The organism is Streptomyces sp. Je 1-79 (assembly GCF_025195125.1).
Taxonomy (GTDB): Bacteria; Actinomycetota; Actinomycetes; order Streptomycetales; family Streptomycetaceae; genus Streptomyces.
Window position 1 is genome coordinate 1 of sequence record NZ_JAMGSL010000021.1, and the last position, 25,719, is coordinate 25,719.

At 70.9% G+C, this 25,719-nt stretch carries 24 protein-coding genes, 2 tRNA genes and 1 pseudogene; 15 read left to right on the plus strand and 12 right to left on the minus strand.

What is annotated here, in order from left to right; translation table 11 throughout:
* Window positions 1-150 precede the first annotated feature (150 nt).
* The 6 genes and pseudogenes from M5362_RS31410 to M5362_RS31435 all read right to left on the minus strand — a co-directional run bounded on the left by M5362_RS31410 (window position 151) and on the right by M5362_RS31435 (window position 3,333).
* On the minus strand, window positions 151-393 hold the full coding sequence (locus M5362_RS31410; RefSeq protein WP_260231269.1) for a hypothetical protein: 243 nt from the start codon (window positions 391-393) through the stop codon (window positions 151-153).
* Between the two features lie 116 nt (window positions 394-509).
* Complete coding sequence (locus tag M5362_RS31415; RefSeq protein ID WP_260231270.1) at window positions 510-968, minus strand: MerR family transcriptional regulator; 459 nt, start codon at window positions 966-968, stop codon at window positions 510-512.
* Entirely contained in the window at window positions 965-1,300 is a 336-nt protein-coding gene (locus M5362_RS31420; protein ID WP_260231271.1) for a hypothetical protein, read from the minus strand. Before M5362_RS31420 ends, M5362_RS31415 begins: the two co-directional genes overlap by 4 nt.
* Window positions 1,301-1,412: 112 nt before the next feature.
* Window positions 1,413-1,634 (minus strand): annotated as a pseudogene (locus M5362_RS31425) (cation transporter); the annotation flags it as partial.
* Window positions 1,635-1,690: 56 nt separating this feature from the next.
* Window positions 1,691-1,775, minus strand: a tRNA-Ser gene (locus M5362_RS31430).
* 46 nt (window positions 1,776-1,821) lie between these two features.
* A complete protein-coding gene (locus M5362_RS31435) occupies window positions 1,822-3,333 on the minus strand; it encodes a S1C family serine protease (protein ID WP_260231272.1) in 1,512 nt (503 codons plus the stop codon).
* A 177-nt stretch (window positions 3,334-3,510) separates the two neighbouring features.
* On the opposite strand from M5362_RS31435, the gene M5362_RS31440 reads away from it, so the two are divergent.
* The 3 genes from M5362_RS31440 to M5362_RS31450 all read left to right on the plus strand — a co-directional run bounded on the left by M5362_RS31440 (window position 3,511) and on the right by M5362_RS31450 (window position 6,220).
* Window positions 3,511-4,344: a glycerophosphodiester phosphodiesterase gene (locus M5362_RS31440; RefSeq protein WP_260231273.1), complete on the plus strand. Its 834-nt coding sequence runs from the start codon at window positions 3,511-3,513 to the stop codon at window positions 4,342-4,344.
* A 96-nt stretch (window positions 4,345-4,440) separates the two neighbouring features.
* Window positions 4,441-5,043, plus strand: a complete 603-nt coding sequence (locus M5362_RS31445) for an ATP-binding protein (protein ID WP_260231274.1) — start codon at window positions 4,441-4,443, stop codon at window positions 5,041-5,043.
* 208 nt (window positions 5,044-5,251) lie between these two features.
* Window positions 5,252-6,220 (plus strand): SEC-C domain-containing protein, encoded by a 969-nt coding sequence (locus tag M5362_RS31450; RefSeq protein WP_260231275.1) that lies wholly within the window; start codon window positions 5,252-5,254, stop codon window positions 6,218-6,220.
* A 221-nt stretch (window positions 6,221-6,441) separates the two neighbouring features.
* Here M5362_RS31450 and M5362_RS31455 read toward each other — a convergent pair whose 3' ends face one another.
* A complete protein-coding gene (locus M5362_RS31455) occupies window positions 6,442-7,050 on the minus strand; it encodes a hypothetical protein (protein WP_260231277.1) in 609 nt (202 codons plus the stop codon).
* 390 nt (window positions 7,051-7,440) lie between these two features.
* On the minus strand, window positions 7,441-8,121 hold the full coding sequence (locus M5362_RS31460) for a bifunctional DNA primase/polymerase (RefSeq protein ID WP_260231278.1): 681 nt from the start codon (window positions 8,119-8,121) through the stop codon (window positions 7,441-7,443).
* A gap of 381 nt (window positions 8,122-8,502) precedes the next feature.
* On the opposite strand from M5362_RS31460, the gene M5362_RS31465 reads away from it, so the two are divergent.
* Entirely contained in the window at window positions 8,503-10,080 is a 1,578-nt protein-coding gene (locus M5362_RS31465; RefSeq protein WP_260231279.1) for a PP2C family protein-serine/threonine phosphatase, read from the plus strand.
* 196 nt (window positions 10,081-10,276) lie between these two features.
* Window positions 10,277-11,734, plus strand: a complete 1,458-nt coding sequence (locus tag M5362_RS31470) for an aminopeptidase P family protein (RefSeq protein ID WP_260231280.1) — start codon at window positions 10,277-10,279, stop codon at window positions 11,732-11,734.
* A gap of 182 nt (window positions 11,735-11,916) precedes the next feature.
* Here M5362_RS31470 and M5362_RS31475 read toward each other — a convergent pair whose 3' ends face one another.
* Complete coding sequence (locus M5362_RS31475; protein ID WP_260231281.1) at window positions 11,917-12,363, minus strand: ATP-binding protein; 447 nt, start codon at window positions 12,361-12,363, stop codon at window positions 11,917-11,919.
* Window positions 12,364-12,582: 219 nt separating this feature from the next.
* On the opposite strand from M5362_RS31475, the gene M5362_RS31480 reads away from it, so the two are divergent.
* The 9 genes from M5362_RS31480 (at window position 12,583) to M5362_RS31520 (ending at window position 22,374) form a co-directional block, all read left to right on the plus strand.
* Window positions 12,583-13,383 (plus strand): hypothetical protein, encoded by an 801-nt coding sequence (locus M5362_RS31480; protein WP_260231282.1) that lies wholly within the window; start codon window positions 12,583-12,585, stop codon window positions 13,381-13,383.
* Between the two features lie 124 nt (window positions 13,384-13,507).
* Window positions 13,508-14,272: a YcnI family protein gene (locus M5362_RS31485; protein ID WP_260231283.1), complete on the plus strand. Its 765-nt coding sequence runs from the start codon at window positions 13,508-13,510 to the stop codon at window positions 14,270-14,272.
* Window positions 14,273-14,302: 30 nt separating this feature from the next.
* Window positions 14,303-15,028, plus strand: a complete 726-nt coding sequence (locus M5362_RS31490) for an SCO family protein (protein ID WP_260231284.1) — start codon at window positions 14,303-14,305, stop codon at window positions 15,026-15,028.
* On the plus strand, window positions 15,025-15,510 hold the full coding sequence (locus M5362_RS31495; protein ID WP_260231286.1) for a copper chaperone PCu(A)C: 486 nt from the start codon (window positions 15,025-15,027) through the stop codon (window positions 15,508-15,510). Before M5362_RS31490 ends, M5362_RS31495 begins: the two co-directional genes overlap by 4 nt.
* 24 nt (window positions 15,511-15,534) lie before the next feature.
* Window positions 15,535-17,484, plus strand: a complete 1,950-nt coding sequence (locus tag M5362_RS31500) for a copper resistance protein CopC (RefSeq protein WP_260231287.1) — start codon at window positions 15,535-15,537, stop codon at window positions 17,482-17,484.
* Between the two features lie 5 nt (window positions 17,485-17,489).
* Complete coding sequence (efeB, locus tag M5362_RS31505) at window positions 17,490-18,749, plus strand: iron uptake transporter deferrochelatase/peroxidase subunit (protein WP_260231289.1); 1,260 nt, start codon at window positions 17,490-17,492, stop codon at window positions 18,747-18,749.
* Window positions 18,750-18,776: 27 nt separating this feature from the next.
* Entirely contained in the window at window positions 18,777-19,712 is a 936-nt protein-coding gene (gene pheA / locus M5362_RS31510) for a prephenate dehydratase (protein WP_260231290.1), read from the plus strand.
* A gap of 563 nt (window positions 19,713-20,275) precedes the next feature.
* Window positions 20,276-21,565 carry a serine--tRNA ligase gene (gene serS, locus M5362_RS31515; RefSeq protein WP_260231291.1) on the plus strand — a complete coding sequence of 430 codons (1,290 nt, stop codon included), beginning with the start codon at window positions 20,276-20,278 and terminating at the stop codon, window positions 21,563-21,565.
* Window positions 21,562-22,374 carry an HAD family hydrolase gene (locus M5362_RS31520; RefSeq protein WP_260231292.1) on the plus strand — a complete coding sequence of 271 codons (813 nt, stop codon included), beginning with the start codon at window positions 21,562-21,564 and terminating at the stop codon, window positions 22,372-22,374. Before serS ends, M5362_RS31520 begins: the two co-directional genes overlap by 4 nt.
* Before the next feature lie 137 nt (window positions 22,375-22,511).
* Here the strand turns inward: M5362_RS31520 and M5362_RS31525 are convergent.
* From M5362_RS31525 to lpdA, 3 genes are all read right to left on the minus strand, one after another.
* A tRNA-Ser gene (locus M5362_RS31525) sits at window positions 22,512-22,596 on the minus strand.
* Between the two features lie 182 nt (window positions 22,597-22,778).
* Window positions 22,779-23,396: a rhomboid-like protein gene (locus M5362_RS31530; RefSeq protein ID WP_374214556.1), complete on the minus strand. Its 618-nt coding sequence runs from the start codon at window positions 23,394-23,396 to the stop codon at window positions 22,779-22,781.
* Between the two features lie 100 nt (window positions 23,397-23,496).
* Window positions 23,497-24,900: a dihydrolipoyl dehydrogenase gene (lpdA, locus tag M5362_RS31535; protein ID WP_260231295.1), complete on the minus strand. Its 1,404-nt coding sequence runs from the start codon at window positions 24,898-24,900 to the stop codon at window positions 23,497-23,499.
* A gap of 136 nt (window positions 24,901-25,036) precedes the next feature.
* Between lpdA and M5362_RS31540 the strand changes: the two genes are divergently transcribed.
* Window positions 25,037-25,717: a FadR/GntR family transcriptional regulator gene (locus tag M5362_RS31540; protein ID WP_260231297.1), complete on the plus strand. Its 681-nt coding sequence runs from the start codon at window positions 25,037-25,039 to the stop codon at window positions 25,715-25,717.
* Window positions 25,718-25,719 lie beyond the last annotated feature (2 nt).

Consider the following 25,719-nt stretch of genomic DNA (forward strand, 5'->3'; position numbering starts at 1 on the left):
CCAGCCGCGCCGCCTCCCTGAGGGCTCGCACCTGCTCGTCACTGAGACCACCGGTCGGGTAGGACATCCTGGCTCCTGTCGATCGAAACGGCGCTTGGTGGCCACATCACTCCCTGGTCAGAGCGTCCGCGCATGACGAGCCCTGCACGGTCACTGCTCGTCGACGCGCTCGCAGACGACGAATCCGGGTTCGATCTCCGAGCATTCGAAGACCGGCTGAGAGATCCCCACCGTCATCGTTGTTCCCGATTCCTCGCCACGGCCCGCGGGGTGGTAGGCGAGCGAGAAGTGCCGGTCCGCACGGGGGTACTTCTCGAGCAGACCGCGAAATTCTGCGATCAGTCCGCCGAACTCCTCCGGAATGGCATCGCTGCTCTTGCGTTGCTCCGTCATGACCGCTCCCAGGTCAGAGAATCGCTGGTACCGACTCAATGGCATTCACAGCGCTTCAGTCTCGCGCGACGAACGCATATGCACGGCGTGCGCCACGCGGAGGGACCGGACCGAGCTCACGACGGACCCCGGTGCTCCTCGGCGAGGGCGGTGAAGGGGATGGGACAGCACGGGCTTCCGACGCAGACGGTCAGGTCGTCGCAGCCCGCCTCGACGGCGGCGGCCAGGGCGGTGCGGATGGTGGTCAGGTCGGCGATCTTCGCCTCGACCTCGGCAAGCTTGGCCTCGGCCCGCTCCTGGAGACCGGCGACGGGGCGGCCGTGGCGGTGACTCTGGCGAGAGCGGCCGTGGCGGCCGGCCTCCAGCAGTTCGGCGACCTCTTCGAGCGTGAAGCCGAGCCTCTGGGCAGCCTTGATGACCCGCAGGACGGTCACCGCGTCGTCACCGTAGAGGCGGTGGCCGCCGCTACTGCGTTCCGGTTCGGCGAGCAGGCCGCGCCGCTCGTAGTAGCGCAGGGTCTGGATGTTCACACCCGCCGCTTCGGCCACCTGCCCGCTGCGTAGACGGGAACTCACGGCGACTCTTCGGCGCCGGCGGTGCGTGCGGCGAGGGCGTCCAATACCGCCTCGTGCGCCCGGTCCACCGAGATGTCGAGGCCGATCAGGTCCTCGCCGGGGGTGGTGGTGAAGGTGAAGAACGAGCAGCAGTCGCTCTCACGCGCAACCAGGTCCCGCACTCGCTCCTCGACGCCCGGTCCGCCGGCCAGGTCAAGCCGCAGCCTCAACGGCTGGGGCCTGGACATCGAGGTCAACCGTTCGGAGAAGAGCGCGTCCCACTCCGCGACTCGCAGGGGACGTTCCTCGGTGGGCAGTGTGCAGGACTGCGGAACCCACACAAGATCGCTCATCGCCCTCACTCCCGTCATCACGTACCGCAAGGCCGGGGACGCTTCCCACCGTAAACCTGTACCTGGGTACAGGTTGCAAGCCGTACGAACCCCGGAGACGACGACCCCGCGCTCAGTTGCAGCACGCGCATCCGGGGCCGCACCCACAGGCGTCCTCCCCGCCCGCACTCGCGCTCACCTGCATGGCACGGGGTGCCGCGCAGCAGCCCCTTCCTTGCCAGGTGTCGCGACCTTCCTTGACGGCGATGACGGCGATGACCAGGGCGGCGATCGGGTCGGCCCAGGACCAGCCGAGGGTGGCGTTGAGGATCAGGCCGACCAGGGCGATCACGGCTGGCAGACAAGCCGACGGCCCCCGACCATCGATGCTGGTCAGGGGCCGTTCACCTGCGGTGGGTGTGGGATTTGAACCCACGGTGACTCGCGCCACGACGGTTTTCAAGACCGTTCCCTTAGGCCGCTCGGGCAACCCACCCCGCGCCGGATCCCGTTCGGGGCGGCGCGGGGGACAGCCTAGCCGGTCAGTTGTCGCCCGTGCGTTCGCCGAGGGTCACCGTGGTCGTCGCGGGCTTGCCGTCGCGCTCGTAGGTGACCTTGATCGAGTCGCCCGACTTGTGGGTCCAGATCTCGCTGATCAGCGTCGGGCCGCTGTCGATCTGACGGTCGCCGAAGCCGGTGATCACGTCGCCCGGCTTCAGGCCCGCCTGCGCCGCCGGGCCGTTCGGGGTGATCGCCGGCGTGCCGCCCGCGCCCTCGTCGGCGATCGTGGCGCCCTCGCCCCGGTCGGTCATGTTCACCGTCGCGCCGATCACCGGGTAGACCGGCTTGCCCGACTTGATCAGCTGCTCCGCCACGTTCTTGGCCTGGTTGACCGGGATGGCGAAGCCGAGGCCGATCGATCCCGCCTGCGACTGGCCGAAGCCGTTGCCCGTCGACTGGATCGCCGAGTTGATGCCGATCACCGCACCGTTCGCGTCGAGCAGCGGACCACCCGAGTTGCCCGGGTTGATCGAGGCGTCCGTCTGGAGCGCGCTCATGTACGAGTTGCTGCCTCCGGAACCGTCGCCCGAGGCCACCGGGCGGTTCTTGGCGCTGATGATGCCCGTCGTCACCGTGTTGGACAGGCCGAACGGCGCCCCGATCGCGATCGTCGAGTCGCCGACCGCCACCTTGTCGGAGTCGCCGAGCAGGAGCGGAGCAAGCCCCTCCGGCGCCTTCTTCAGCTTCAGGACGGCCACGTCGTAGCCCTCCGCCCGGCCCACGACCTCCGCGTCGTACGTCTTGCCGTTGGAGAAGGTCGCCGAGAGCGTGCCGCCCTCCGCCGCCGATGCCACCACGTGGTTGTTGGTGACGATGTGGCCTTCCTTGTCGTAGACGAAGCCGGTGCCCGTACCGCCCTCGCCCTCGCCCTCGCTCTCACCGGTGCTCGCACCCGACTTCGCCTGGATCGTCACGACGCTCGGCAGCGCCTTGCCCGCCACCGCCGCGACCGTGCCCGGATCGCGCTTGAAGGCCGCCGGGGAGTCGCCCGCGGAGACCGTCGTCGAGCTGATCCCGTCGTCGCTGCGCTCGGCCGCCCAGTAGCCGATGCCGCCGCCGACACCGCCGGCCACCAGAGCCGCCACCAGGACCGCCGCCACCAGTCCACCGGCCCGCTTGCGCGGAGCCTGCGGGGCGGGCGGGACGGGCGCACCCCAGGCCGGCACGGTCGGCGGAGGCGGAGGCCAGCCACCGGCGCCCGCGGGAGCCGGGGCCCCAGCCGCGGCCGGAGCCTGTGCCGGGTGGGCCGCCTGTGCCGGGTGCGCCGCCGTGGGCTGGTCCGGGGTCGGGTGGGCAGCGGGGGACGGGTGCGGGGTCGGGTGTGCCGCCGTGGTCTGGTCTGCGGTCGGGTGCGTCACCGCGGTCTGGTCCTGAGCCGGGGCGGCGGCCGTCGGCTCCGGTGCGGCAGGGGTCGGGGGTGTGGGAGGGGCGGGAGGGGCGGACGGGGCACTCGGGTCCGCCGGAACCTCGGTGCCCTCGTTCTCGGTGCTCACAGCTCTCTCCTCGTTCACTGCACGGGTGGATGCCATCTCTCGGGTGCTGCGAACAGCTTTTCCCACAGGACGTCAGGCCACTGTAAGGCGGAGCTGTGCATCCGCACCCCATTCTTTATTTACGGACAGAACGGACGCGATCCGATACGGTCGTCCCGCCAATGGCACCATGACGCGGTGACCCACGCACGGCAGCACCCCCGGCCGCACTCGAACCGCGCCCCCGTCCAGGTGGTCGCCCACCGCGGAGCCTCCGAAGACGCCCCGGAACACACTCTCGCCGCCTACGTGAAGGCCATCGAGGACGGCGCCGACGCCCTCGAGTGCGACATCCGGCTCACCGCCGACGGCCACCTCGTCTGCGTCCACGACCGCCGCGTCAACCGCACCTCCAACGGCCGCGGCGCCGTCTCCGCCCTGGAGCTCGCCGACCTCGGCGCCCTGGACTTCGGCACCTGGAAGGGCCGCGAGGAAGCGGGCGAGAGCCCGGACTGGAAGGACTCCGGACTCACCTCCGTACTCACCCTGGAACGCCTTCTGGAGCTGGTGTCCGACGCCGGGCGCCGCGTCGAGCTGGCCATCGAGACCAAGCACCCCACCCGCTGGGCGGGCCAGGTCGAGGACCGGCTGCTCCAGCTCCTCAACAGGTTCGGCCTCGCGGAACCGGCGACCCCCGAGGACTCTCCCGTACGGGTCATGAGCTTCTCGGCGCGCTCCCTGCACCGGATCGCGGCCGCCGCCCCGACCCTCCCCACCGTCTCGCTGTCCCAGTTCGTCACCCCCCGGCTGCGCGACGGAAGGCTTCCCGCGGGCGCGCGGATCGCCGGGCCGTCGATCCGGATCGTCCGCCACCACCCCACCGTGATCCTGCGGCTCCAGAAGGCCGGGCACCAGGTCCACGTCTGGACGGTGGACGATCCGGAGGACGTGGAGCTCTGCGAGCGGCTCGGCGTGGAGGCGATCATCACCAACCGGCCCAAGCAGGTGCTGTCCCAGTTGGGCCGCGTTTGATCCCCTTTCCCTCCCCCACGCGTCCCCTTCTTTCCCACCCGTCGCAGAGTGACAAGGAGTGCACCGGCGCGTTCGGTCCGTACTCGATCGTCACGAGTGCGTCACCGCACGCTCATGGGGCGGTTTCCGGTCCAGGCCATTGGGGCATTCACACCGTGGCGTGGGGCAAAGGAGGTCTCGGGGGTGGCGTTGGTGGTGGCACAGGAGGTGCCCACGTCGTCGAGCATGGCCGTACCCCATGGCCCTGCGGGCGTGGGTGAGGCGCGACACCGCATGCGGGAGCAGTTGAACCGCAGCGGGATGTCCGAATCGGTCGTCGACGATGCGGTACTGATCCTTTCCGAACTGCTCAGCAATGCCTGCCGGCACGGCAGACCGCTGGGGCGGGCGGAGGTGGGCGACGGGGATGTCCGTGCGGCCTGGCACGTCGATCCGTCGGGCGGGCTGACCGTCGAGGTGACGGACGGCGGTGGTCCGACGCGACCCGTTCCGTCGACGCCCTCGGTCACCGCACGCGGCGGCCGTGGGCTGAACATCATCAGTGCGCTGGCTCAGGACTGGGGCGTACGGGACAGTGCGTCCGGCGAGGTGACGGTCTGGGTGGTCGTCACCGAGGGCCATCGCCGCGAGGACTTCGCCGCGCGGGTCGGCGGCGGCTCGGGCTTCGACTTCCTGGACGCGTACGACGATCTGGACTGAACGCGCGGCGCGCGCAGGACTGACCGTGCACGTGCGATGGCGGGCACGACTGACGGTGAACGTGCGGCCGCGCGGGGCGCCCCCGGCCCGTGATCGTGCCCGCCTGAGGCCCTCGGCCCCTCCGTACGGCTAGGCTCGCCCGACACAGAGCCGTGCAACGAGCGCGGCCTGCACCACACGCACTGCCGCTATCGGGAGAAGCCACACCATGGCCAAGAAGCGCCCCCAGACGAAGGCCGTCAAGGCACAGGTCACGAACGGGGAGATCCCGGTCGTCGGTGCGCGCGAGCCGTGCCCCTGCGGCTCGGGTCGCCGCTACAAGGCGTGTCACGGCCGAGCCGCCTCGCACGCCGTGACCGAACTGGTCCAGCGCCCCTTCGAGGGACTGCCCGGCGAGTGCGACTGGGTCGCGCTTCGCGAACTGGTGCCCGCCGCCACCGTCCCGCTCACCCTCAAGGACGGGCTGCCCGAGGGTGTGCCCTCCGTGACGCTCGCGACCGTACTGCCCATGGCGTGGCCCGCGCTGCGCCGCGACGACGGTTCCGTCCTCCTCGCCCTCCAGAACGACTCCTCCTCCGGCGACCTCGCCCGCGACCTCGCCGACACCCTCCTGCGCGCCCTGGAGACGGAGCCCGGCACTCCGGTCACCGGCCGTCGCGTGCCGGCCGACGGCCCGCGCCTGCAGGATCTGCTCGACCCGAACAGCGATTTCACGCCGGTCGTGCACACGGGCTTCGAATTCTGGGTTCCGGAGTCCTCCGACAACTCCAACCCCGAGGTCAGCGCCTCCCTGGAGCGCGCCAACGCCGCCGCGATCCCCACCGTCAAGCTGACGGGCGTGGACTCCTCCTACTGGTGCGAGACCCCGGAGAAGAACCACCTGCGCTGGGTCATGCCGCACCCCGAGGAGAAGCTCCTCGACGCGCTCGCCCGCCTGCACGCCGCCGGCACCTCGTCCCTCGGCGACAACACCCGTCTGGTCGGCTCCTTCCGGGCGCACGGCCTCATGGTGCCGGTCTGGGACCTGCCGACGTCGATGAGCGCCGAGGAGTGCGAGAAGCCGGCCGCCGAGTTCGCCGAGCGGCTGGCCGCGGCGCTGGCCACCGACGCCCCGCTCACCCCTGAGGAGCGCCGGGCCCGCGGCGGCCTCACCAACCGTCAGGTCACTCTCAGCTGACACCGGTGATGCGGGTGGTGACGGCGGGGACTGACAGACCGACCAGTCGGTGACATCCGCCACAACTCCTCGCGCGGCCAGGTAAATCCCTGTCCGAATAACCGAGATCGAATTTGCGAACAGCAGATCTCTTGTTACCGTTCTAGAAGCCCGGTCGCTGGTGCATCCCCCGTCGCCAGCGACCGGGTCTTCTCATACCCGGACGGACCCCGTCCCGAGGCTCAACTGCCGCCCGCAGCGGCCATGTTGCTCCCCGAGCGCAGCAGCAGCGGAGCACTCCCGCTCTCTCCCACACCCGCGAATTCCGCCACGGCCGAATATGCCGAAGCAGCGCCCCGCGAGCGCTCCCGCGGCGTCTCACAGGCCCCCGGTTCATCCCTTGCCGGAACAGCACAACGCACTTGTACGGTCCGCCCGCCGGGCGCCATCAGAGTGAGTACGGAGTCGAGCCGCCGACCGGCCGCGTTGCGGTAGTACGTACGCGCCCAGGTGTCGGGCCCCTCCGTGAGCACGCACGTCTGCGCCTCGATCCCGTCCGGGGAGGCCAGCTCGGGCCCGCAGCGCGAGGCGCGGCCGACGGCCTCCGACGGCGCCCGCACGGCCGCCGAGGGGGCGGTCCCGGGCGCAGGGGTCGGCGGGCTCTCCGGCGCGCCGAGACCGAGCCCGGGCAGCAGGCCGCCGCCGGCGCGCCGTCCGGCGTCATCCGTCCGCGGCTTCGCATCGTCGCCCGGGCCCGGACCCGGGCCTGCGGCCTCGCCGGCGAGGGCGGCCAGCGGGAGGAGCGTGGCACACGCCACGACGGCCCCGAGCCCGATCATGCGGAGATTCATGGGACCCACCTGCCCGGCTGGCTGCGACGTGTGAACGGCGTGGACGGCGCGTACGCGCGTACGGCGTGAACTGCGAGAACGCGCGTGAACGGTGGGGCGAAGATATCGGCGGATCGGGGGCGCGCAGTGCTCCGCGCGCCCAATACCCGTACAAGTCGGGCAGCCTCACACTCGTACGGGTGAGGCCGGCCTTCCGGATTCCGTCCGACCTCCCGGATTCCGTCCGATCCGATCCCTCGTGAGCCCGGGCCCGCCGAGCCCCGTCCTCGTACGGGGACACCGCCGAGCCCCGTCGTCGTACGGGGACACCGCCGAGCGCCGACGGGCCTACCGAGCGCCCCCGAGCGCCGCCGACACGGGCCCCCGCCGCGGCCCGCCCCCCCCTGCCCGTCAGTACGTGAGTCTGCTGCCGCCGCCCGGCGCGCCCGTGCTCGCCTCGACCAGCGCGTCCACGACCGCCTCCACGTCCGGCAGCCAGGGCCTGGCCGAGCCCTCCAGCGGCGCCCGCTCCCAGCGCACCTGCCCCGTACCCGCGACCGACGGCGGCAGCAGCAGATAGCCGCCCTCGCCGTGGAACCGCAGCGAACTGGGCACGCTGTCCTTCGCGTAGAGGAGCTCGCCGAGCCGTTCGAGGCCGTACGGGGCGACCAGCAGCGACCAGCGCGTGGGCGTCGCCACCACCGGTCCCAGCCGCATGCCCATCGCGTCGAGGGCGACCAACGCCCGCGCCCCCGCCACGGCCGGCAGGCTCACCGCGCAGGGCGCGCCGCCTCCGGTGGCCATGACGACCGGCGCGTCCGGGCGCCTGGTCCACCACCAGCGGATCATGCGCTCGTCGGTGGTCGCCGCGAGCAGTCCGGGGTCGAAGGGGTGCGCGCCGGGGACGACACACCCCGGGTCGGGGCAGGCGCAGCCGGCCCCTCTGGACGTACGAGTCGTCGCCTTCAGCCCCACACCGGGCAGTACGGGCCATCCCCAGTCGCCGGCGCAGACGAGCGCCGCGTCGAGCTGGACGGTCCTTTCCCTGCGCCGGAACCGGAACCTGCGTCGCCTTCCGAGGATCTCGCGCATGAGCGCTCGTTCCTTTCCGTTGAACGCCGAATCCACATCACACCATGTGCAGATCACTTCACTGTGCGTATCAGCGCGTACAAGGTCGGCGGATCACCGCCCCGTGCGGTGGGGCGGGAGGGGCCGAGCTGAGGCTCGTCGTCCACTCGAGGAGCGCGGCCTGCGGCGGTGAGGACGCCCAGGCACCCTGCCAGGTTCCGGGGCCGTTCCAACTGCCCCTGGCCATCACCGATTACGTACCCGTCACGTTCAAATCAACGCGCCTTCAAACGACGCCAGTCGACCGTAAAAGGTGCGCCGAGGGGGTAATTTTCGGCCAACTTGGCCTGCACTTCAACCCCTCTGCCAAACCCCACGGACACCACAAGTCCCGTGGGGACAATGCTGGACATCGCTCCTCTTGTGCGTGTACATGTGGATGCATTGCTAGCGGCGCAGATTGACATGGGGGTTTGCGATGCTATTGAGCGAAACGCACCGGTCGGAAAGCCGGCCGACATGAGCGCCCCACACCTGCCGAAAGTGGCTGGAATCGATTCAACGGTTCCCTCGCCCGCGCACACTACCGCGCCCGTACCGCCCGCACAGCCGTCCCCGACAGCCCTCCCGGGCGTCCCCGGCGCGATGATCCAGGACCGCCTGGCCAGCTGGGTCTCCGACCTCACCACCCTCCACGAACTCACCGAACGCCTGGTCAAGACCGGTTCCCTCGACGAAGCCCTGCGCGAGGTGCTGCGCGCCGGAGCCGCCCTCGTCGGCGCCCGCCGCGGCATGGCCGTCCTCGAACCCGGCGACGGACTCGGCCCCACCTCCACCGTCGGCCTCGGACTCGCCCACGCCGACCTCGGCACCATCGAGACCGTCCCGCGCAGCGCCACCTCCTACGGCCGCATCCTCGACGGCCTTCCCGAACCCGCCGCCACACGCACCACCGTCCCCGGCCCGGTCGCCCCCAGCCCGGCCGCCCCGGACCCGATCGCCGTCCCCGAACCGATCGCCGTCCCCGACCTGCTGAGCGAGGCGGAACTCGACCCGCGCCACCGCGAGGTCGCCGCCCGGCTCGGCTACGCCGCCAGCTACGCCCTCCCCCTCGCCACCGAGGCAGCCGGGAAACTCGGCGCCGTCGTCTGGCTCTACGACGAGCCCGCCGAACCGGTCGAACGCCAGCGCCATCTCGTCGGCCTCTACAGCCGCCACGCCACCGAGCACCTCGCCCGCCTCCTGGAGCTGGAACGCGCCCGCGTCCGGGTCGCCACCATCGCCGAGGAGTTGCTGCCCAGCCGCCTCCCCCGGGTCCCCGGAGTCCAGCTCGCGGCCCGCCACCGCACCGGCCCCCAGGGCGGCGGCGACTGGTACGACGCGCTCCCGCTGCCCGAAGGCGCCCTCGGCCTCGCCGTCGGCTCCGTCTCCGGCACCGGCCCGAGCGCCCTCGCCGCCATGGGCCGACTGCGCGCCTCCCTGCGGGCGTACGCGGTCATGGAGGGCGAGGACCCCGTCGCCGTCCTCTCCGACCTGGAACTCCTGCTCCGGCTCACCGAACCCGCCCGCTCGGCCACCGCGCTCTTCGCCTACTCCGAGCCGAAGCAGCGCAAGCTCGTCCTCGCCGGAGCCGGACACACCCCGCCACTGATCATCGGCGACCACCGCACCGAGTTCGTCGAGACCTCGCTGTCGGCACCGCTCGGGATGCTCGCCTGCTGGGAGGCGCCCAGCATCGAGATCGCCCCCGCCGCCGGAGAAACGGTGCTGCTCTACACCGACGGGCTGCTCCGCCGGACCGGCGACCCCATGGACCGGGCCTTCGCACGGCTGCACGCGGCCGCCGCGAGCGTCCCGAGAGCGGACCGTACGGACCCCGGAGCCATCGCCGACCACATCCTGCGGACCCTGCTGCCCGAGGGCCTCGACCACGACGTCGACGGGGAGGACGTGGTCCTGCTCGCCGCCCGCTTCGAGTGAGAGCACACGTGCACGACGGCTCGCGCCCGTAGCACGCGGGCCCGCGGCAGGTCCGCGGCCCGCTCCCGGTGAGCCGCGCGCAGACCACCGGTGACTCAGCGGTGACTCAGCGGTAATGGGTCTTCCGGCCCTGGGCCCCCTTCCGTACGACCGTACGATGGAGGGGGTTCAGTGTCGTACCAAAAGGAGACCCCCCGTGGCAGACGAGCTCACCCCGGAAACCCCGGACGAGACCGAAGAGCCGATCAAGCAGCGCAAGAACGGCCTGTACCAGGGCGTGTCCGACGAGCTCGCCGAGAACATGAAGTCCGGCTGGGCCGACACCGAGCTGCACGACCTGCAGCCGATCGCCCAGGCGCAGCACACCGCCGACCGTCGCGCCGCGCTCTCCGCGCGCTTCCCGGGCGAGCGTCTGGTGATCCCCGCCGGCAACCTGAAGACCCGCTCGAACGACACCGAGTACAGCTTCCGCGCGTCGACCGAGTACGCCTACCTCACCGGCGACCAGACGGAGGACGGCGTCCTCGTCCTGGAGCCCACCAAGAGCGGCCACAAGGCGACGATCTACCTGCTGCCGCGCTCCGACCGCGAGAACGGCGAGTTCTGGCTCGACGGCCAGGGCGAGCTGTGGGTCGGCCGCCGCCACTCCCTGACCGAGGCCGAGCAGCTCCTCGGGATCCCGGCCAAGGACGTCCGCGAGCTGACCGCCGCCCTCAAGGAGGCCACCGGCCCGGTCCGCGTCGTCCGCGGCCACGACGCCGCGATCGAGACCGCGCTGACCGACAAGGTCACCGCCGAACACGACGAGGAACTGCGCGTCTTCCTCTCCGAGGCCCGCCTCGTCAAGGACGCCTTCGAGATCGCCGAGCTCCAGAAGGCCTGCGACTCCACCGCCCGCGGCTTCGAGGACGTCGTCAAGGTCCTCGACAAGGCCGAGGCCACCAGCGAGCGGTACATCGAAGGGACGTTCTTCCTGCGCGCCCGCGTCGAGGGCAACGACGTCGGCTACGGCTCCATCTGCGCCGCCGGCCCGCACGCCACCACCCTCCACTGGGTCCGCAACGACGGCGCGGTCCGCTCCGGCGAGCTGCTGCTCCTCGACGCCGGCGTCGAGACCAACGAGCTGTACACCGCCGACGTGACCCGCACGCTGCCGATCAACGGCCGCTACACCGACCTCCAGCGCAAGATCTACGACGCCGTGTACGAGGCGCAGGAGGCGGGCATCGCCGCGGTGAAGCCGGGCGCCGCCTACCGCGACTTCCACGACGCCGCCCAGCGCGTGCTCGCCGAGAAGCTCGTGGAGTGGGGCCTGGTCGAGGGCCCCGTCGACCGCGTCCTGGAGCTGGGCCTCCAGCGCCGCTGGACGCTGCACGGCACCGGTCACATGCTCGGCATGGACGTCCACGACTGCGCCGCCGCGCGCACCGAGGCGTACGTCGACACCACGCTGGAGCCGGGCATGTGCCTGACCGTCGAGCCGGGCCTCTACTTCCAGGCCGACGACCTGACCGTGCCCGAGGAGTACCGGGGCATCGGCGTCCGGATCGAGGACGACATCCTCGTCACGGAGGACGGCAACAGGAACCTCTCCGACTCGCTGCCGCGTCGCGCCGACGAGGTCGAGGCGTGGATGGCCGCCCTGAAGGGCTGACCCGCACACGGACGAAGACGGAAAGGGCCCCCACCGACGACGGTCGGCGGGGGCCCTTCCCCATGCCCTGTCAGGTCGGGTCGGGTCGGGTCGGGTCGGGTCCAGGATCAGATCGGCTCAGGTGAGCCGTAGGCCCCGGATCAGGTCGGCGCGGGCCGGGAGGGGGTCGGCGCGGCCCCGGATCAGGTCAGCGCCAGCGGAGCGTCCGTGCGCCACTTCACGATCTTGTCGAAGCTGACCAGCGCCCCGCCCCGGCCCGTACGGCCGAAGTGGACGTGGTCCGCCAGCTCCTCGATCAGGCGCAGCCCCCGCCCGCTCTCGGCATCCGGACCCGCGGAAGCCGTGAGGCACCCCGTCCCCGCGAAACCCGGCCCGGAGTCCGCGACCTCGATACGGCACGTCTCGCCATCCAGATACGCCGTCACCCGGTACGCCTCCGACGCCGGACCGCAACCGGTGTCCCCACCGTGCTCCACGGCATTGGCGCACGCCTCGGTCAGCGCCACCGACAACTCGTAGGAGACATCGGGATCGACCCCCGCCGTCTCCATCGTCCCGAGCAGAAGCCGCCGGGCGAGCGGAACGCTCGCGGCCTCGCGCCTCAGATGGAGGGACCACCAGATGCTCATGCTCCAGCCTCCTGGCTGCGGCTCGACATGCTGCGGCGCGACATACCGTTACCTATTGCCGCCCCACGGGGTCCGTAAGCCCCCCACGGCGTCAAGAGCGCTCGTTCGGCGGATGCGTGCACACCGCACGCCGGTGTATGACCGGCCCGAAGGCCCCAAACGTGATCTTCCGGACCTGCCTCATGCCGGGCGGGGGCCTGGTGCGATGATGGGCCCGCCATGTCTGCCCCCGCGCTCGCGCCACGCCTGCTGAGGGCCGCGGTGTTCACCGCGGTCTGCGTCGTGCTGTCCGGACTCGGACACGCCATCGCGGCATGCGAAGCCATCGCCCCCTGGGCACTGGCCGCCGGCTTCCTCGGAATCTTCGGCATCACCGTCCTCTTCACCGGACGGGAACGCTCACTGCCCTTCATCGTCACCGCCCTCGCCGGCGGACAGCTCGGACTGCACGTCCTCTTCGGCCTCGGACGGCGCCCGTTCACAGCCGGCGCCCTCGGTCCGGCCACCGACGACACGCTGATCCGGATGGCCGCCAAACTCGTCTGCGGCGGCGGCGCCGCGTCCCTGACCACCGCCGACGCCACCCGGATCATCAGCGACGCCGGCCTCGACCCCGCTGCCGCCACCACGTCGTCCGCGGCCCACGCCGCCCACCTCGCGACCGGAACGGCGGCCGGCGCCGGCCTCCTGCCCAACCTCCCGATGCTGCTCGGCCACCTGTTGGCCGCACTCGCCACCGGCTGGCTGCTGCGCCACGGCGACCTCGCCCTCGGCCGGCTCGCCCAGCTCTCCGCCCACGGGGCGACCGAGCTCGCCGAAAGCGCCCTCGTCCGCTCCCTGCGCGCCGCACTCACCCTCGTACGGGCACTGCTCGCCGGCCTCCCCGGGCTTCCCGCGGCCGCGCCGCGCCGCACCGCCCATCCCACGGACGCCACCTCACCGCCGCCCGGCGCCGAGGCACTCCAGCACACGGTCATCCGCCGCGGCCCCCCGGCCGTCGACTGCGCCCTCGCGGCCTGACGCGGACCGCTCACCGAGAGCCGGTCCGCGGCCCTTCGTACGCCCGTACCACCCGGATCACACCCTTCCGGCCCTCGGCGTGCCGGAACCCCGACCCTTCTCCCGAGCTGGAGTGTCCTCTTCCATGAACGTTTCCCGTATCGCCCTCACCACCGGCATCGCCCTCTCCTCCGTCGTGCTGCTCTCCGGCACCGCCTCCGCCCACGTCGGCGTACAGCCCCAGGGCGAGGCCGCGAAGGGCGGCTACGCGACCGTCAACGTCAAGGTCCCCAACGAGCGCGACAACGCCTCCACCATCAAGGTCGAGGTCAACTTCCCCGTCGACCACCCCCTCGCCTCCGTCATGCCGCAGCCCGTCCCCGGCTGGAAGTCCGACGTCACCAAGTCCAAGCTCACCAAGCCGCTGGAGCTCCACGGCAAGACCATCAACGAGGCCGTCACCAAGGTCACCTGGACCGCCGAAGGCGACGCGAAGATCGGCCCCGGCCAGTTCCAGCAGTTCCCGCTCTCCCTCGGCCAGCTGCCGGAAGCCGACCAGCTCGTCATCAAGGCCATCCAGACGTACGACAACGACGAGGTCGTCCGCTGGATCGAGGAGCCCAAGGACGGCGCCGAACTCCAGAACCCCGCGCCCGTGCTGAAGCTCTCCGCGGCGAGCGACGACCACCACGGCGGCGGCACCAAGACGGACGACAAGGCCGGCCACGACGACAAGGCCAAGGACGGGGCCAAGGACAAGGCCAAGGACCGCAAGGCCCACACCGAGAACGCCGCCCACGCCGACTCCGGCAGCGACACCACCGCCCGCGTCCTCGGCGTCGTCGGCATCCTCATCGGCGTCGCCGGCGTCGCCTTCGGCCTGCTCGCCGGCCGCCGCCGCTCGGCCTGAACCGACGAGAACCACGAGAGAACGAGTCCCATGGCCGTCCAGAAGACGAACGACCCCACCGATGAGCGGACCCGGCCCAGCCGCCGCGCACCCCTGATCATCGCCGCCGCCGCGGTCGTCGCCGCCCTCGCGGTGACGGCCGCCGTCGGCCTCGGCGACGGCGGCGACACCACCGGATCCGGCAACGGACCCGTCGCCGAGGTCTCCACCGACGGCGACAGCGCCAAGGCGGCGACCGTCCTCGACCGCCCCTTCACCAAGCCCGACCTCGTCCTCACGGACACCAAGGGCCAGAAGTTCGACCTCCGCGCCCAGACCAAGGGCAAGCCGACGCTGATCTACTTCGGCTACACGCACTGCCCCGACGTCTGCCCGATGACGATGAGCAACATCGCCATCGCCAAGAAGCAGCTCCCCAAGGCCGACCAGGACAAGCTCCAGGTCGTCTTCGTCACCACCGACCCCGAGCGGGACACCTCGGCCGAACTCGGCAAGTGGCTGCCCGCCGCCGGCGACCCGTCCTTCATCGGACTCACCGGCGACTTCCCCGCCATCCAGGCAGGCGCCCGCCAGATCGGCATCGGCATCGACCCGCCGAAGAAGGAGAAGAACGGCTCGGTCGTCTCCATGCACGGAGCCCAGGTGATCGCGTTCTCCCCCACGACCGACCAGGGCTACGTCCTGTACGGCGAGGACACGACCGTCGAGGACTACGCCAAGGACCTGCCGAAGCTCGTCAAGGGGGAGAACCCGTGAACCGCCGCACCACCACCCTGTTCGCCGCCCTCGCCCTCACCACCGGGCTGGCGCTGACCGGGTGCTCGTCCGACAGCACCGCCGGAGCCGACGGCACCGCCGGAGCCGACAGCATGCCCGAGCTGAAGGTCAGCGGCGCGTTCATGCCGCAGCCCGTGATGGACATGGCCGGCGGCTTCCTCACCATCGAGAACAAGAGCGGCACCGCCGACAGACTGACCTCCGTCACCAGCCCCATCTCCGACGACGTCACGATCCACGAGACGAAGAACCAGAAGATGCAGGAGGTGAAGTCCTTCGACATCCCCGCCAACGGCGAACTCAAGCTCGAACGCGGTGGCAACCACATCATGTTCATGGAGCTGAAGCAGAAGCCGAAGCAGGGCGAGAAGGTCAGCATCGAGCTCCACTTCGAGAAGGCCGACCCCATCAACGTCGACCTTCCCGTCGAGGCCGCCAACCACAACCCGAAGCAGCACTGAGCTAGTTGAGGGACTGACACACATATGCCCACCACCGCCCCGCGCCTCGGAACCGCCCTGACCCGGCTGCTGCTCGTCACAGCCGCGCTCCTCGGCACCCTGCTCGCCGGCGCCGCCCCCGCCTCCGCGCACGCCGCGCTCACCAGCAGCGACCCGCAGGACGGGGCGGTGGTCGCCACCGCCCCCAAGGACGTCAACCTCACCTTCTCCGAACAGGTCGCCATGAGCGCCGACTCGATCCGGGTCCTCGACCCCTCGGGCAAACGCGTGGACACCTCGGAGATACGCGACCTGTGCAGCGGATCCATCGTCAAATACGGAGTGGGACTCCGCTCCGGCCTGCCCGAAGGCACCTACACCGTCGCCTGGCAGACCGTCTCCGCCGACAGCCACCCCATCGCCGGCGCCTTCACCTTCTCCATCGGCGCCCCCTCCCAGACCACCGTCGCCCTCCCCGACACGGAAGTCGGCGGCGGACTCGTCGGCGCGCTCTACGGCATCGCCCGCTACCTCTCGTACGCCGGCTTCACCGTCCTCGTCGGCGGCAGCGCCTTCGTCCTCGCCTGCTGGCCGCGCGGCGCGAGCGTCCGGCCCGTCCAGCGGCTCGTCGTCCGCGGCTGGCTCACCCTCACCGCGGCCACCCTGGCCATGCTGCTCCTGCGCAACCCGTACACCGGCTCCGGCGAACTCTCCGACGCCTTTGACCTCGGCGGGCTCAGCTCCGTCCTGGAGACCAAGACCGGCGCCGCCCTCATCTCCCGGCTGATGCTGCTCGGCGCCGCCGCGCTCTTCGTGGCCGTGCTCTTCGGGACGTACACCAAGCGCACCGACGAGAAGGAGAAGAAGGACCTCACCTTCGGACTCGCCATCGGCGGCACCGTGGTCGCCGCCGGAATCGCCGGCACCTGGGCGCTCGCCGAACACGCCTCCACCGGCATCCAGCCGGGCATCGCGATGCCCGTCGACCTCCTCCACCTGCTGGCCGTCGCGGCCTGGCTCGGCGGCCTGACCACCCTGCTCGTCGCCCTCTACCGGGCCCCCGACATCGAACGCACGGCGGTGGAACGCTTCTCGAAGATCGCCTTCGGCTCGGTCGTCGTCCTCGCCGCCACCGGGCTCTACCAGTCCTGGCGACAGGTCGGATCCTGGTCCGCCCTGACCGGCACGGCCTACGGACAGCTCCTCCTGGCCAAGATCGGACTCGTGGCCGTCCTCGTCGGCATCGCCTGGATCTCACGACGCTGGACCCAGCGACTCGCCGCACCGGCGACTGCCGCCGTCCCTGCCGACGGCATCGAGAGCGTGGGAGACGGCGAGAGCGACCGGGACGGCGAGGGCACCGCGGGCGGCGAGGGCGTTCAAGAAGAGGCCTCCCCGGACGAGGCCCCGGTCGACCCCGAGCGGGCCGCACAGCTCGCCCGGCAGCGGGCCGCCGTCGCCACCGCGCGCAAGAAGCGGGACCGCGACGCCGACCCCGAGCGCACCGGCCTCCGCCGCTCCGTACTCACCGAGGCCGTCGTCGCCGTCGTCCTCCTCGCCGTCACGACCGTCCTCACCACGACCGAACCCGGCCGCACCGAGGAAGAGGCGGGACGGGCCCAGTCCGCCTCCGGCTCGACCGCCGTGCCCGACCGGCCCGTCGACATCCGGCTTCCCTTCGACACCGGAAGCGTCAACGGCAAGGGCACCGTGCAGCTCACCCTCAACCCCGGACGCACCGGCGCCAACACCCTGCACCTCTTCGTCGACGGACCCGACGGCCGCGCCCTCGACGTCCCCGAGATCAAGGTCGCCTTCACCCTGAAGGCCAAGGACGTCGGCCCGCTGCCCGTCGTCCCGGACCGCATCCAGGCCGGACACTGGAGCGCCAACGGCGTACAGATCCCGATGGCAGGCGAATGGCAGATCCAGGTCACCGTCCGCACCTCCGACATCGACCAGACCACCCTCGACAAGAACGTGAAGATCGGCTGACCGACGTGCGCAACGACGACACCCTCGAGATCTCCCGGCGCCGACTCCTCGGCACCGTCGGCGCCGCAGGCGCAGCCGGCCTCGCCCTCGGCGCGGCCGGCGGCACCGGGGTCCACGCGGCCGTCACCGACTCCGGAACCTCGGCGACCGACACGACAGCGCTCGCGACCGTCGGAGCGACGCAGGCGATGTTTCACGGGAAACATCAAGCGGGGATCACCCATCCGCTTCAGTCGCGCGGCCATCTGATCGCCTTCGACCTCACACCCGGAGCCGGCCGCAAGGAAGCCGCGGCACTGCTGCGCCGCTGGTCGGCCACGGCCAAAGCCCTGATGGCCGGCAAGCCCTCGACCGACGACACCGGCATCGCCCTCGACGCCGGCCCCTCCTCGCTCACGGTCACCTTCGGCTTCGGCCACTCCTTCTTCACCCGCACGGGACTCACCGCCCGCCGCCCCACCCAGCTCGACCCGCTGCCCGCCTTCTCCGCCGACGCCCTCGACCCCAAGCGGTCCGAGGGCGACCTCTGGGTACAGATCGGCGCCGACGACGCACTGGTCGCCTTCCACGCCCTGCGCGCACTGCAGAAGGACGCCGGCGCGGCCGCCACGGTCCGCTGGCAGATGAACGGCTTCAACCGGTCCGCAGGCGCCACAGCCACACCGATGACCGCCCGCAACCTCATGGGCCAGGTGGACGGCACCGGCAACCCCAAACCGTCCGACCCCGACTTCGACCAGCGGATCTTCGTCCCCGCGGGAGCAGCAGGAACACAGGAGTGGATGGCCGGGGGCTCGTACGCCGTGGTCCGCCGAATCCGCATGCTGCTCGACGACTGGGAGAAGCTCTCCCTCGACAAGCAGGAGAAGGTCATCGGACGGCGCAAATCCGACGGCGCCCCCCTGACCGGCGGGACCGAGACCACCGAACCCGCCCTCGACAAGACCGGCCACGACGGCACACTCGTCATCCCCGACAACGCCCACTCCCGGATCTCCGCCCCCGAACAGAACGGCGGAGCCGCCATGCTGCGCCGCCCCTTCTCGTTCCACGACGGCATCGCCCCCGACGGCACACCCGACGCCGGACTGCTCTTCATCTGCTGGCAGGCCGATCCGCTCAGGGGCTTCGTGCCCGTGCAGCGCAAGCTCGACCGGGGCGACGCGCTCTCGCCCTTCCTCCGGCACGAGGCGAGCGGCCTCTTCGCCGTGCCGGGCGGCGCCGCACCGGGGGAATACGTGGGCCAGCGGCTTCTGGAGTCCTGAAAGCCCGGCGCCTATTAGGGTGACCGTATGTCAGCCACCCGGTATACGTATCTCGGCCCCGAAGGCACCTTCACGGAGGCCGCACTGCGTACGCTGCCCGAGGCCGCGACCCGGGAACTCATCCCGATGGTCTCCGTCCCGGCAGCACTGGACGCCGTACGCAACGGAGAGGCCGCGGCCGCTCTCGTACCCATCGAGAACTCCGTGGAGGGCGGCGTCACCGCGACGCTGGACGAACTGGCCTCCGGCGAACCGCTGATGATCTACCGCGAGGTGGTCCTGCCGATCGCCTTCGCTCTGCTCGTACGGCCGGGCACCACGATGTCCGAGATCAAGACGGTCACCGGTCACCCCGTGGCCCAGCCGCAGGTGCGGAACTGGCTGCGGGGCCACCTGCCCGACGCCCTGTGGGAATCGGCCGCCTCGAACGCGGACGGGGCCCGGCTGGTGCAGGAGGGCCGCTTCGACGCCGCCTTCGCCGGCGAGTTCGCGGCGGCGACCTACGGCCTGGAGGCCGTGGTCAAGGAGATCCACGACGCGGAGAACGCCGAGACCCGGTTCGTCCTGGTGGGCCGGCCCGCCCGGCCCGCGGCGCCGACCGGCGCGGACAAGACGTCCGTGGTGCTGTGGCTGGGTGATGATCATCCGGGTGCCCTCCTCGAGCTGCTCCAGGAATTCGCCGTGCGCGGGGTCAACCTGATGCTGATCCAGTCCCGCCCGACGGGCGCGGGGATCGGTAACTACTGCTTCGCCGTGGACGCCGAGGGCCATATCTCGGACCGGCGCGTCGGCGAGGCGCTGATGGGGCTGAAGCGCATCTGCCCGAAGGTGCGGTTCCTCGGCTCGTACCCGCGAGCGGGCGTCGCCGTGAAGGACGTACGGGCGCTCCGGCGCGGGACGTCGGACGAAGAGTTCATGGCGGCCTCCGATTGGCTGGCGAGGGCCCAGGACGGTCGGGCCTGACGCGATAGTGCCCCACCGCCCCCTTCGCCGGGCGCGGTCGTCCACAGGTGTGAACCACTAGTCCTACCTGCATATTTTCCGACCGAACCCATAGTTATCCACAGGGGGCCTTCTCGACCTGGGGACAAGTCGATATGGCTGAAGGGTGAGGTCGACAAATCGCCCCAGTCGTCTCCCTGTCACCCACAGGGCGCGGATCGGCTCACGTCACCCGCATTCCGTTGATCAACTCTTTAGAGCGAGCGAGTGCAGGGAATTCCCACTCGGAAGAGTGCGTGGGGCACGTTTGATCATCACAGCGCCCAGGAATTCGTTCACCATCCACAGAAGTTCCGCACAGCCTGTGGAAAACTCTGGGGCGGGGCGCCCCGCTGTGGAGAAGTCCAGTAATCCACGCGGCGGTTCGGTCAAGCCGGGCATCTCGGTCCGCCCCATTTCGGGGGCTCCGGTACCGTTTATTGACGAATAGGGAGAGCATTTTCCAATACCGGCAATTCGGGCAAAGCGACACGCACGGCTATATCGGGTGGGGTGGGGCGAGCCCGCACCGGTAGCCTGGTGGGGTGATTGACCTTCGCCTGCTCCGTGAGGACCCCGACCGTGTTCGCGCCTCCCAGCGCGCCCGTGGAGAGGACGTCGAGCTCGTCGACGCCCTGCTCTCCGCCGATGAGCGGCGCAGGTCGTCCGGCGTCCGCTTCGACGAGCTCCGTTCCGAGCAGAAGGCGCTCGGCAAGCTGATCCCCAAGGCCTCCCCCGAGGAGCGCGCCGAGCTCCTGCAGAAGGCGGAACAGCTCAAGACCGACGTCAAGGCCGCCGAGGCCGAGCAGAACGAGGCCGACGAGACCGCGCGCACGCTCCTGCTCCAGCTCGGGAACCTCGTCCACACGGACGTGCCCGTCGGCGGCGAGGAGGACTTCGTCGTCCTGGAGACGCACGGCACGATCCGCGACTTCGCCGCCGAGGGCTTCGAGCCCAAGGACCACCTGGAGCTGGGCGAGGCGCTGGGCGCCATCGACGTCGAGCGGGGCGCCAAGGTCTCCGGCTCGCGCTTCTACTACCTGACGGGTGTCGGCGCCCTGCTGGAGCTGGCCCTCGTCAACGCGGCGATCGCGCAGGCGACCGAGGCCGGGTTCATCCCGATGCTCACGCCGGCGCTGGTCCGCCCGCGCGCCATGGAGGGCACCGGCTTCCTCGGCCAGGCCGCGGAGAACGTGTACCACCTGGAGAAGGACGACTTCTATCTCGTCGGTACGTCCGAGGTGCCGCTCGCCGCGTACCACATGGACGAGATCATCGACGCCGACAAGCTCCCGCTGCGCTACGCCGGCTTCTCGCCGTGCTTCCGCCGCGAGGCCGGCACGTACGGCAAGGACACCCGGGGCATCTTCCGGGTCCACCAGTTCGACAAGGTCGAGATGTTCTCGTACGTCGCTCCGGAGGACGCCGAGAACGAGCACAAGCGGCTCCTGGAGTGGGAGAAGCAGTGGCTGACCAGCCTTGAGCTGCCCTTCCAGGTCATCGATGTGGCCACCGGCGACCTGGGCTCCTCCGCCTCGCGCAAGTTCGACTGCGAGGCCTGGATCCCGACGCAGGGCAAGTACCGCGAGCTGACCTCCGCGTCGAACTGCGACGGTTACCAGGCGCGCCGCCTGTCCGTGCGGATGCGCGACGAGCGGGGCGGCAAGAAGGTCGTCCAGCCGCTGTCGACGCTGAACGGCACGCTCTGCGCCGTACCGCGCACGATCGTGGCGATCCTGGAGAACCACCAGCTCCCGGACGGTTCGGTGCGCGTGCCGGAGGTGCTGCGTCCCTACTTGGGCGGCCGCGAGGTCCTGGAGCCGATCTCCAAGTGAGCTCCTTCCCGTACAAGCTGGTCGCGACGGACCTCGACGGCACGCTGCTGCGCGCCGACGAGTCGGTCTCGGAACGTACGCGTGACGCTCTCGCCGCCGTGGTGGCGGCGGGGGCGGCGCACATCGTCGTCACCGGCCGGTCCGTCCCGTGGACCCGGCACATCCTCGACGACCTCGGCTACGACGGGCTCGCGGTGTGCGGTCAGGGCGCGCAGGTCTACCACGCGGGCCAGCACCGGCTGCTGACCTCGGTCACCCTGGACCGGCAGCTGGCCGGCCTGGCGCTGTCGAAGATCGAGGCCGAGGTGGGGCCGCTGGCGCTGGCCGCGAGCCGGGACGGTCTGGACGGCGAGGTGCTGATCAGCTCGGACTACCGGGTGCAGGAGGGGCCGCTCCCGTACGTCCCGTTCAAGGACCCGGCGGATCTGTGGTCGGCTCCGCTGAACAAGCTGTACATCCAGCACCCGACGCTCTCGGACGACGAGCTGGCGGGAGCCGCGCGGCAGACGGTCGGCAGTCTGGTGGACGTGGTCATGGCGGGCCCGGGGATCGTGGAGATCCTCCCGCTGGGCCTGAGCAAGGCCACCGGCCTTTCGCTCGCGGCGCGCAGACTCGGCGTGAAGGCGGCGGAGACGATCGCCTTCGGCGACATGCCGAACGACATCCCGATGTTCGGCTGGGCGGCGCGGGGCGTGGCGATGGCGAACGCGCACGACGAGCTGAAGGCCGTCGCGGACGAGGTGACGTCGTCGAACGAGGACGACGGCATCGCGGTGGTGCTGGAGCGCCTGCTGGCGGCCGCGGCTTAGGACGGGCCCCTTGGCGTCCGTACGGGAAAGCGGGGCGTCCGTACGGGAGAACGAGTCGTCCCTACGGGAAAGCGGGGCGTCCGTACGGGAAAGCGGGGCGTCCGTACGGGAAAGCGGGGCGTCCGTTCAGGAAGACGCGGAGGATGCGCGGATCGAACGCGCGCGGGGGTGACCCCGACTGCGGCTTAGCAAGCCGATGCCTTACCACTCGGCCAATCCTCCGGGTGGGCGGCCTCGCGCGGAGAACCCGCGCGCTCGAAGCGGCCGCCCCGGCGGCGCTAGGGGGCGCCGCCCTGCAGGGAGCTCGACGGACTCGAACTCCGGCTCGAACTGGTGTCGGTCATCGTCGTGCTCCTCCCCGGTCTCGCGGCCGGCCCGGCCTCAGGCGGGCGTTTCCCGCACAACTAGTGTGCGCGGGGCGGGGGTTCGAGGGCCACCGATTTACCGGGCGTGACGCCCCAGGTGAGTGGCCGACAGGCCAGTCCGACGGCCAGCGAGATCGCATGTCCCAGGTCCGTGTAGGTGTGACTCGTGCACAGCGGTACGGCGAAGAAGGCCACGGCCGCCGCCAGGTAGAGCCACCGCCAGGGCCGCGGGATCCGGTACGTCAGGATGCCGACCGACGCCGCGATGCCGTAGCTGACGCCGATGTCGACGACGTGCGCCATGCTGCGCGGCACGTCGTGGTCCTGGATCGCCTCCAGGACGACCTTCTGGCTGATGAGCGTCGCCGCGATGTGCGCCGTGGCGACCGTGACGACCCATCGCAGTGTGCCGAGCCAGCGTTCGACCGGCGCGTGGAAGACCTCGAAGAGCAGCGCGTACAGAACGAGGTCCGCCGGGTCCGCGATCCAGAACGCGCTGCCGAGCAGCGCCCGGACCGGGTGGTGGGAGAGCTGGTAGAGGTTGCTGCTGTTGCGGTGGAGCAGGTGGTGCTCGAGGCCGTCGGGCGAGAGCGCGATGACGAGGCTGGTGATCGCGATGACGAGCAGCCACACATGCGTACCGGGTGACGAACGCACCCACGACCGGATCGGTCGGGACGGTTCGCCACCCGGTGCGGCGGCGGCGCGGGTTTCGCTCGGCATCTTCAGTGCCTATCACCCCGGGCCGGGAGAATCCTCAGAAATTGATCATGTGTCCGGCAAGACCGTGGATGGCTTCCTTCACGGCCTCGCCCAGCGTCGGGTGGGCGTGGACGTTCCGTGCCACCTCGTTGACCGTGAGGTCCCACTGCTGGGCCAGCGTCAGCTCGGGCAGCAGTTCGGTGACGTCGGGGCCGATCAGGTGGGCGCCGATGATCTCGCCGTACTGCGCGTCGGCGATGATCTTCACGAAGCCGGTGGGGTCGCCGAGGCCGTGCGCCTTGCCGTTGGCGGTGAAGGGGAACTTGGCGACCTTGACGTCGTAGCCCTTCTCCCGCGCCTGCGCCTCGGTCCAACCGAAGCTGGCGATCTGCGGCTGGCAGTAGGTGGCGCGCGGGATCATCGGGTAGTCGAGCTCCATGGTCTCGGCGTCCCCGATGGTCTCGGCGGCGACGACGCCCATGGACTCGGCGGTGTGCGCGAGCATCAGCTTGGCGGTCACGTCGCCGATGGCGTAGATGTGCGGCACGTTGGTGCGGCAGCGGCCGTCGACGTCGATGGCGCCGCGCTCGGTGAGCGCCACGCCGGTGTTCTCCAGGCCGTAGCCGGAGACGTTCGGGGCGAAGCCGATGGCCTGCAGGACCTTGTCGGCCTCCAGGACCTTCTGCGCGCCGTCCTTGCCGGTGACGATGACGCGGACCTGCGGGCCGGACTCGTCGATCGTCTCGACGCGGGTGGAGGTCAGGACGTCGATGCCGAGCTTGCGGTACTGCTTGGCGAGCTCCTTGGAGACGTCGGCGTCCTCCAGCGGCGCGATCCGGTCGAGGAACTCGACGATGGTGACCTTCACGCCGTAGTTGTGGAGGACGTAGGCGAACTCGATGCCGATCGCGCCGGCGCCGGCGATGATGATCGACTGCGGGATGTCCTCGGCGAGGATCTGCTCCTCGTACGTCACGACGCGCTCGGTGCGGGCGGTGCCCGGCAGCAGGCGGGGGGTGGCGCCGGTGGCGATGATGCAGTTGTCGAAGGTGATCGTCTGCGTGGTGCCGTCGGACTTGGCGACCTGCATCGTGTTCGCGTCGACGAAGGTGCCGCGCCCGTCGAACTCCGTGATGCCGTTCTTCTTCATGAGGAAGTGGACGCCCTTGACCCGGCCGTCCGCGACCGTGCGGCTGCGGCTGAACGCCTCGCCGTAGTCGAAGGAGACGGTGCCGTCGACCTTGATGCCGAAGGTCTTGGCCTCGTGGGTGAAGATGTGGGCGAGTTCGGCGTTGCGCAGCAGCGCCTTGGTGGGGATGCAGCCGACGTTCAGGCAGACACCGCCCCAGTACTTCTCCTCGACGACCGCGACCCGCTTGCCCAGCTGGGCGGCGCGGATGGCGGCGACGTAGCCGCCGGGGCCAGCTCCGAGTACGACGACGTCGAAGCGGTCTGACATGACTGACTCCCGAGGGTGGTGAGGGTGTTCGGTCCCGTACGGAGCCACAGTAGTCCGGCGCTTCCCGGAGGGGCGGAGGACCCGAAGGCCAGTTGTAGGATGACTGGGCAACCGGGCGAATGGTGGTGGAGTGGTGATGGCGCTGAAGGCGGCGGGGCGGACCTCGCTGGTGGACTCGGTGGTCGAGCAGCTGCGGGAGCAGCTCGCGGAGGGGGTGTGGACGGTCGGCGACCGCATCCCGACCGAGCACGAGCTCGCCGAGCAGCTGGGCGTCGGCCGCAACACGGTCCGCGAGGCGGTACGGGTCCTGGTCCATGCCGGGCTCCTCGAATCGCGTCAGGGCAACGGCACGTTCGTCCGTTCGACCGCCGACCCGGCTGCCGTCCTGCGTGGCATGTGCCATGCGGGGGCACGGGACGTCCTGGAGCTGCGGGTGGCGCTGGAGGCGGAGGCGGCGCGCCTCGCGGCGGTACGGCGGGACACCCACGACCTGCTGCGGCTTCGGGCGGCCCTGACGACCCTGCGCGAGGAGGGCGACCGGGACGCGGACGCGGACCTGGCCTTCCACCTGGCCGTCGTCGCGGCCACGCACAACGCGGCCTTCACCGAGGTGTACCGCTTCTTCTCCACCCAGGTGCACGAGGTGCTGGTGGACGCGCTCGGCGACCGGGAGATGCCGCCGGTCGACATCGACGCCCATGAGGCGCTGATCGCGGCGATCGAGTCGGGGGACGCGGAGGCGGCGGAGGCGCAGGCACGCGAGCTGCTGCGCGTGCCGATGGAGACGGTGGCGGCGCTGACGGGGGAGTCGCGGTGAGG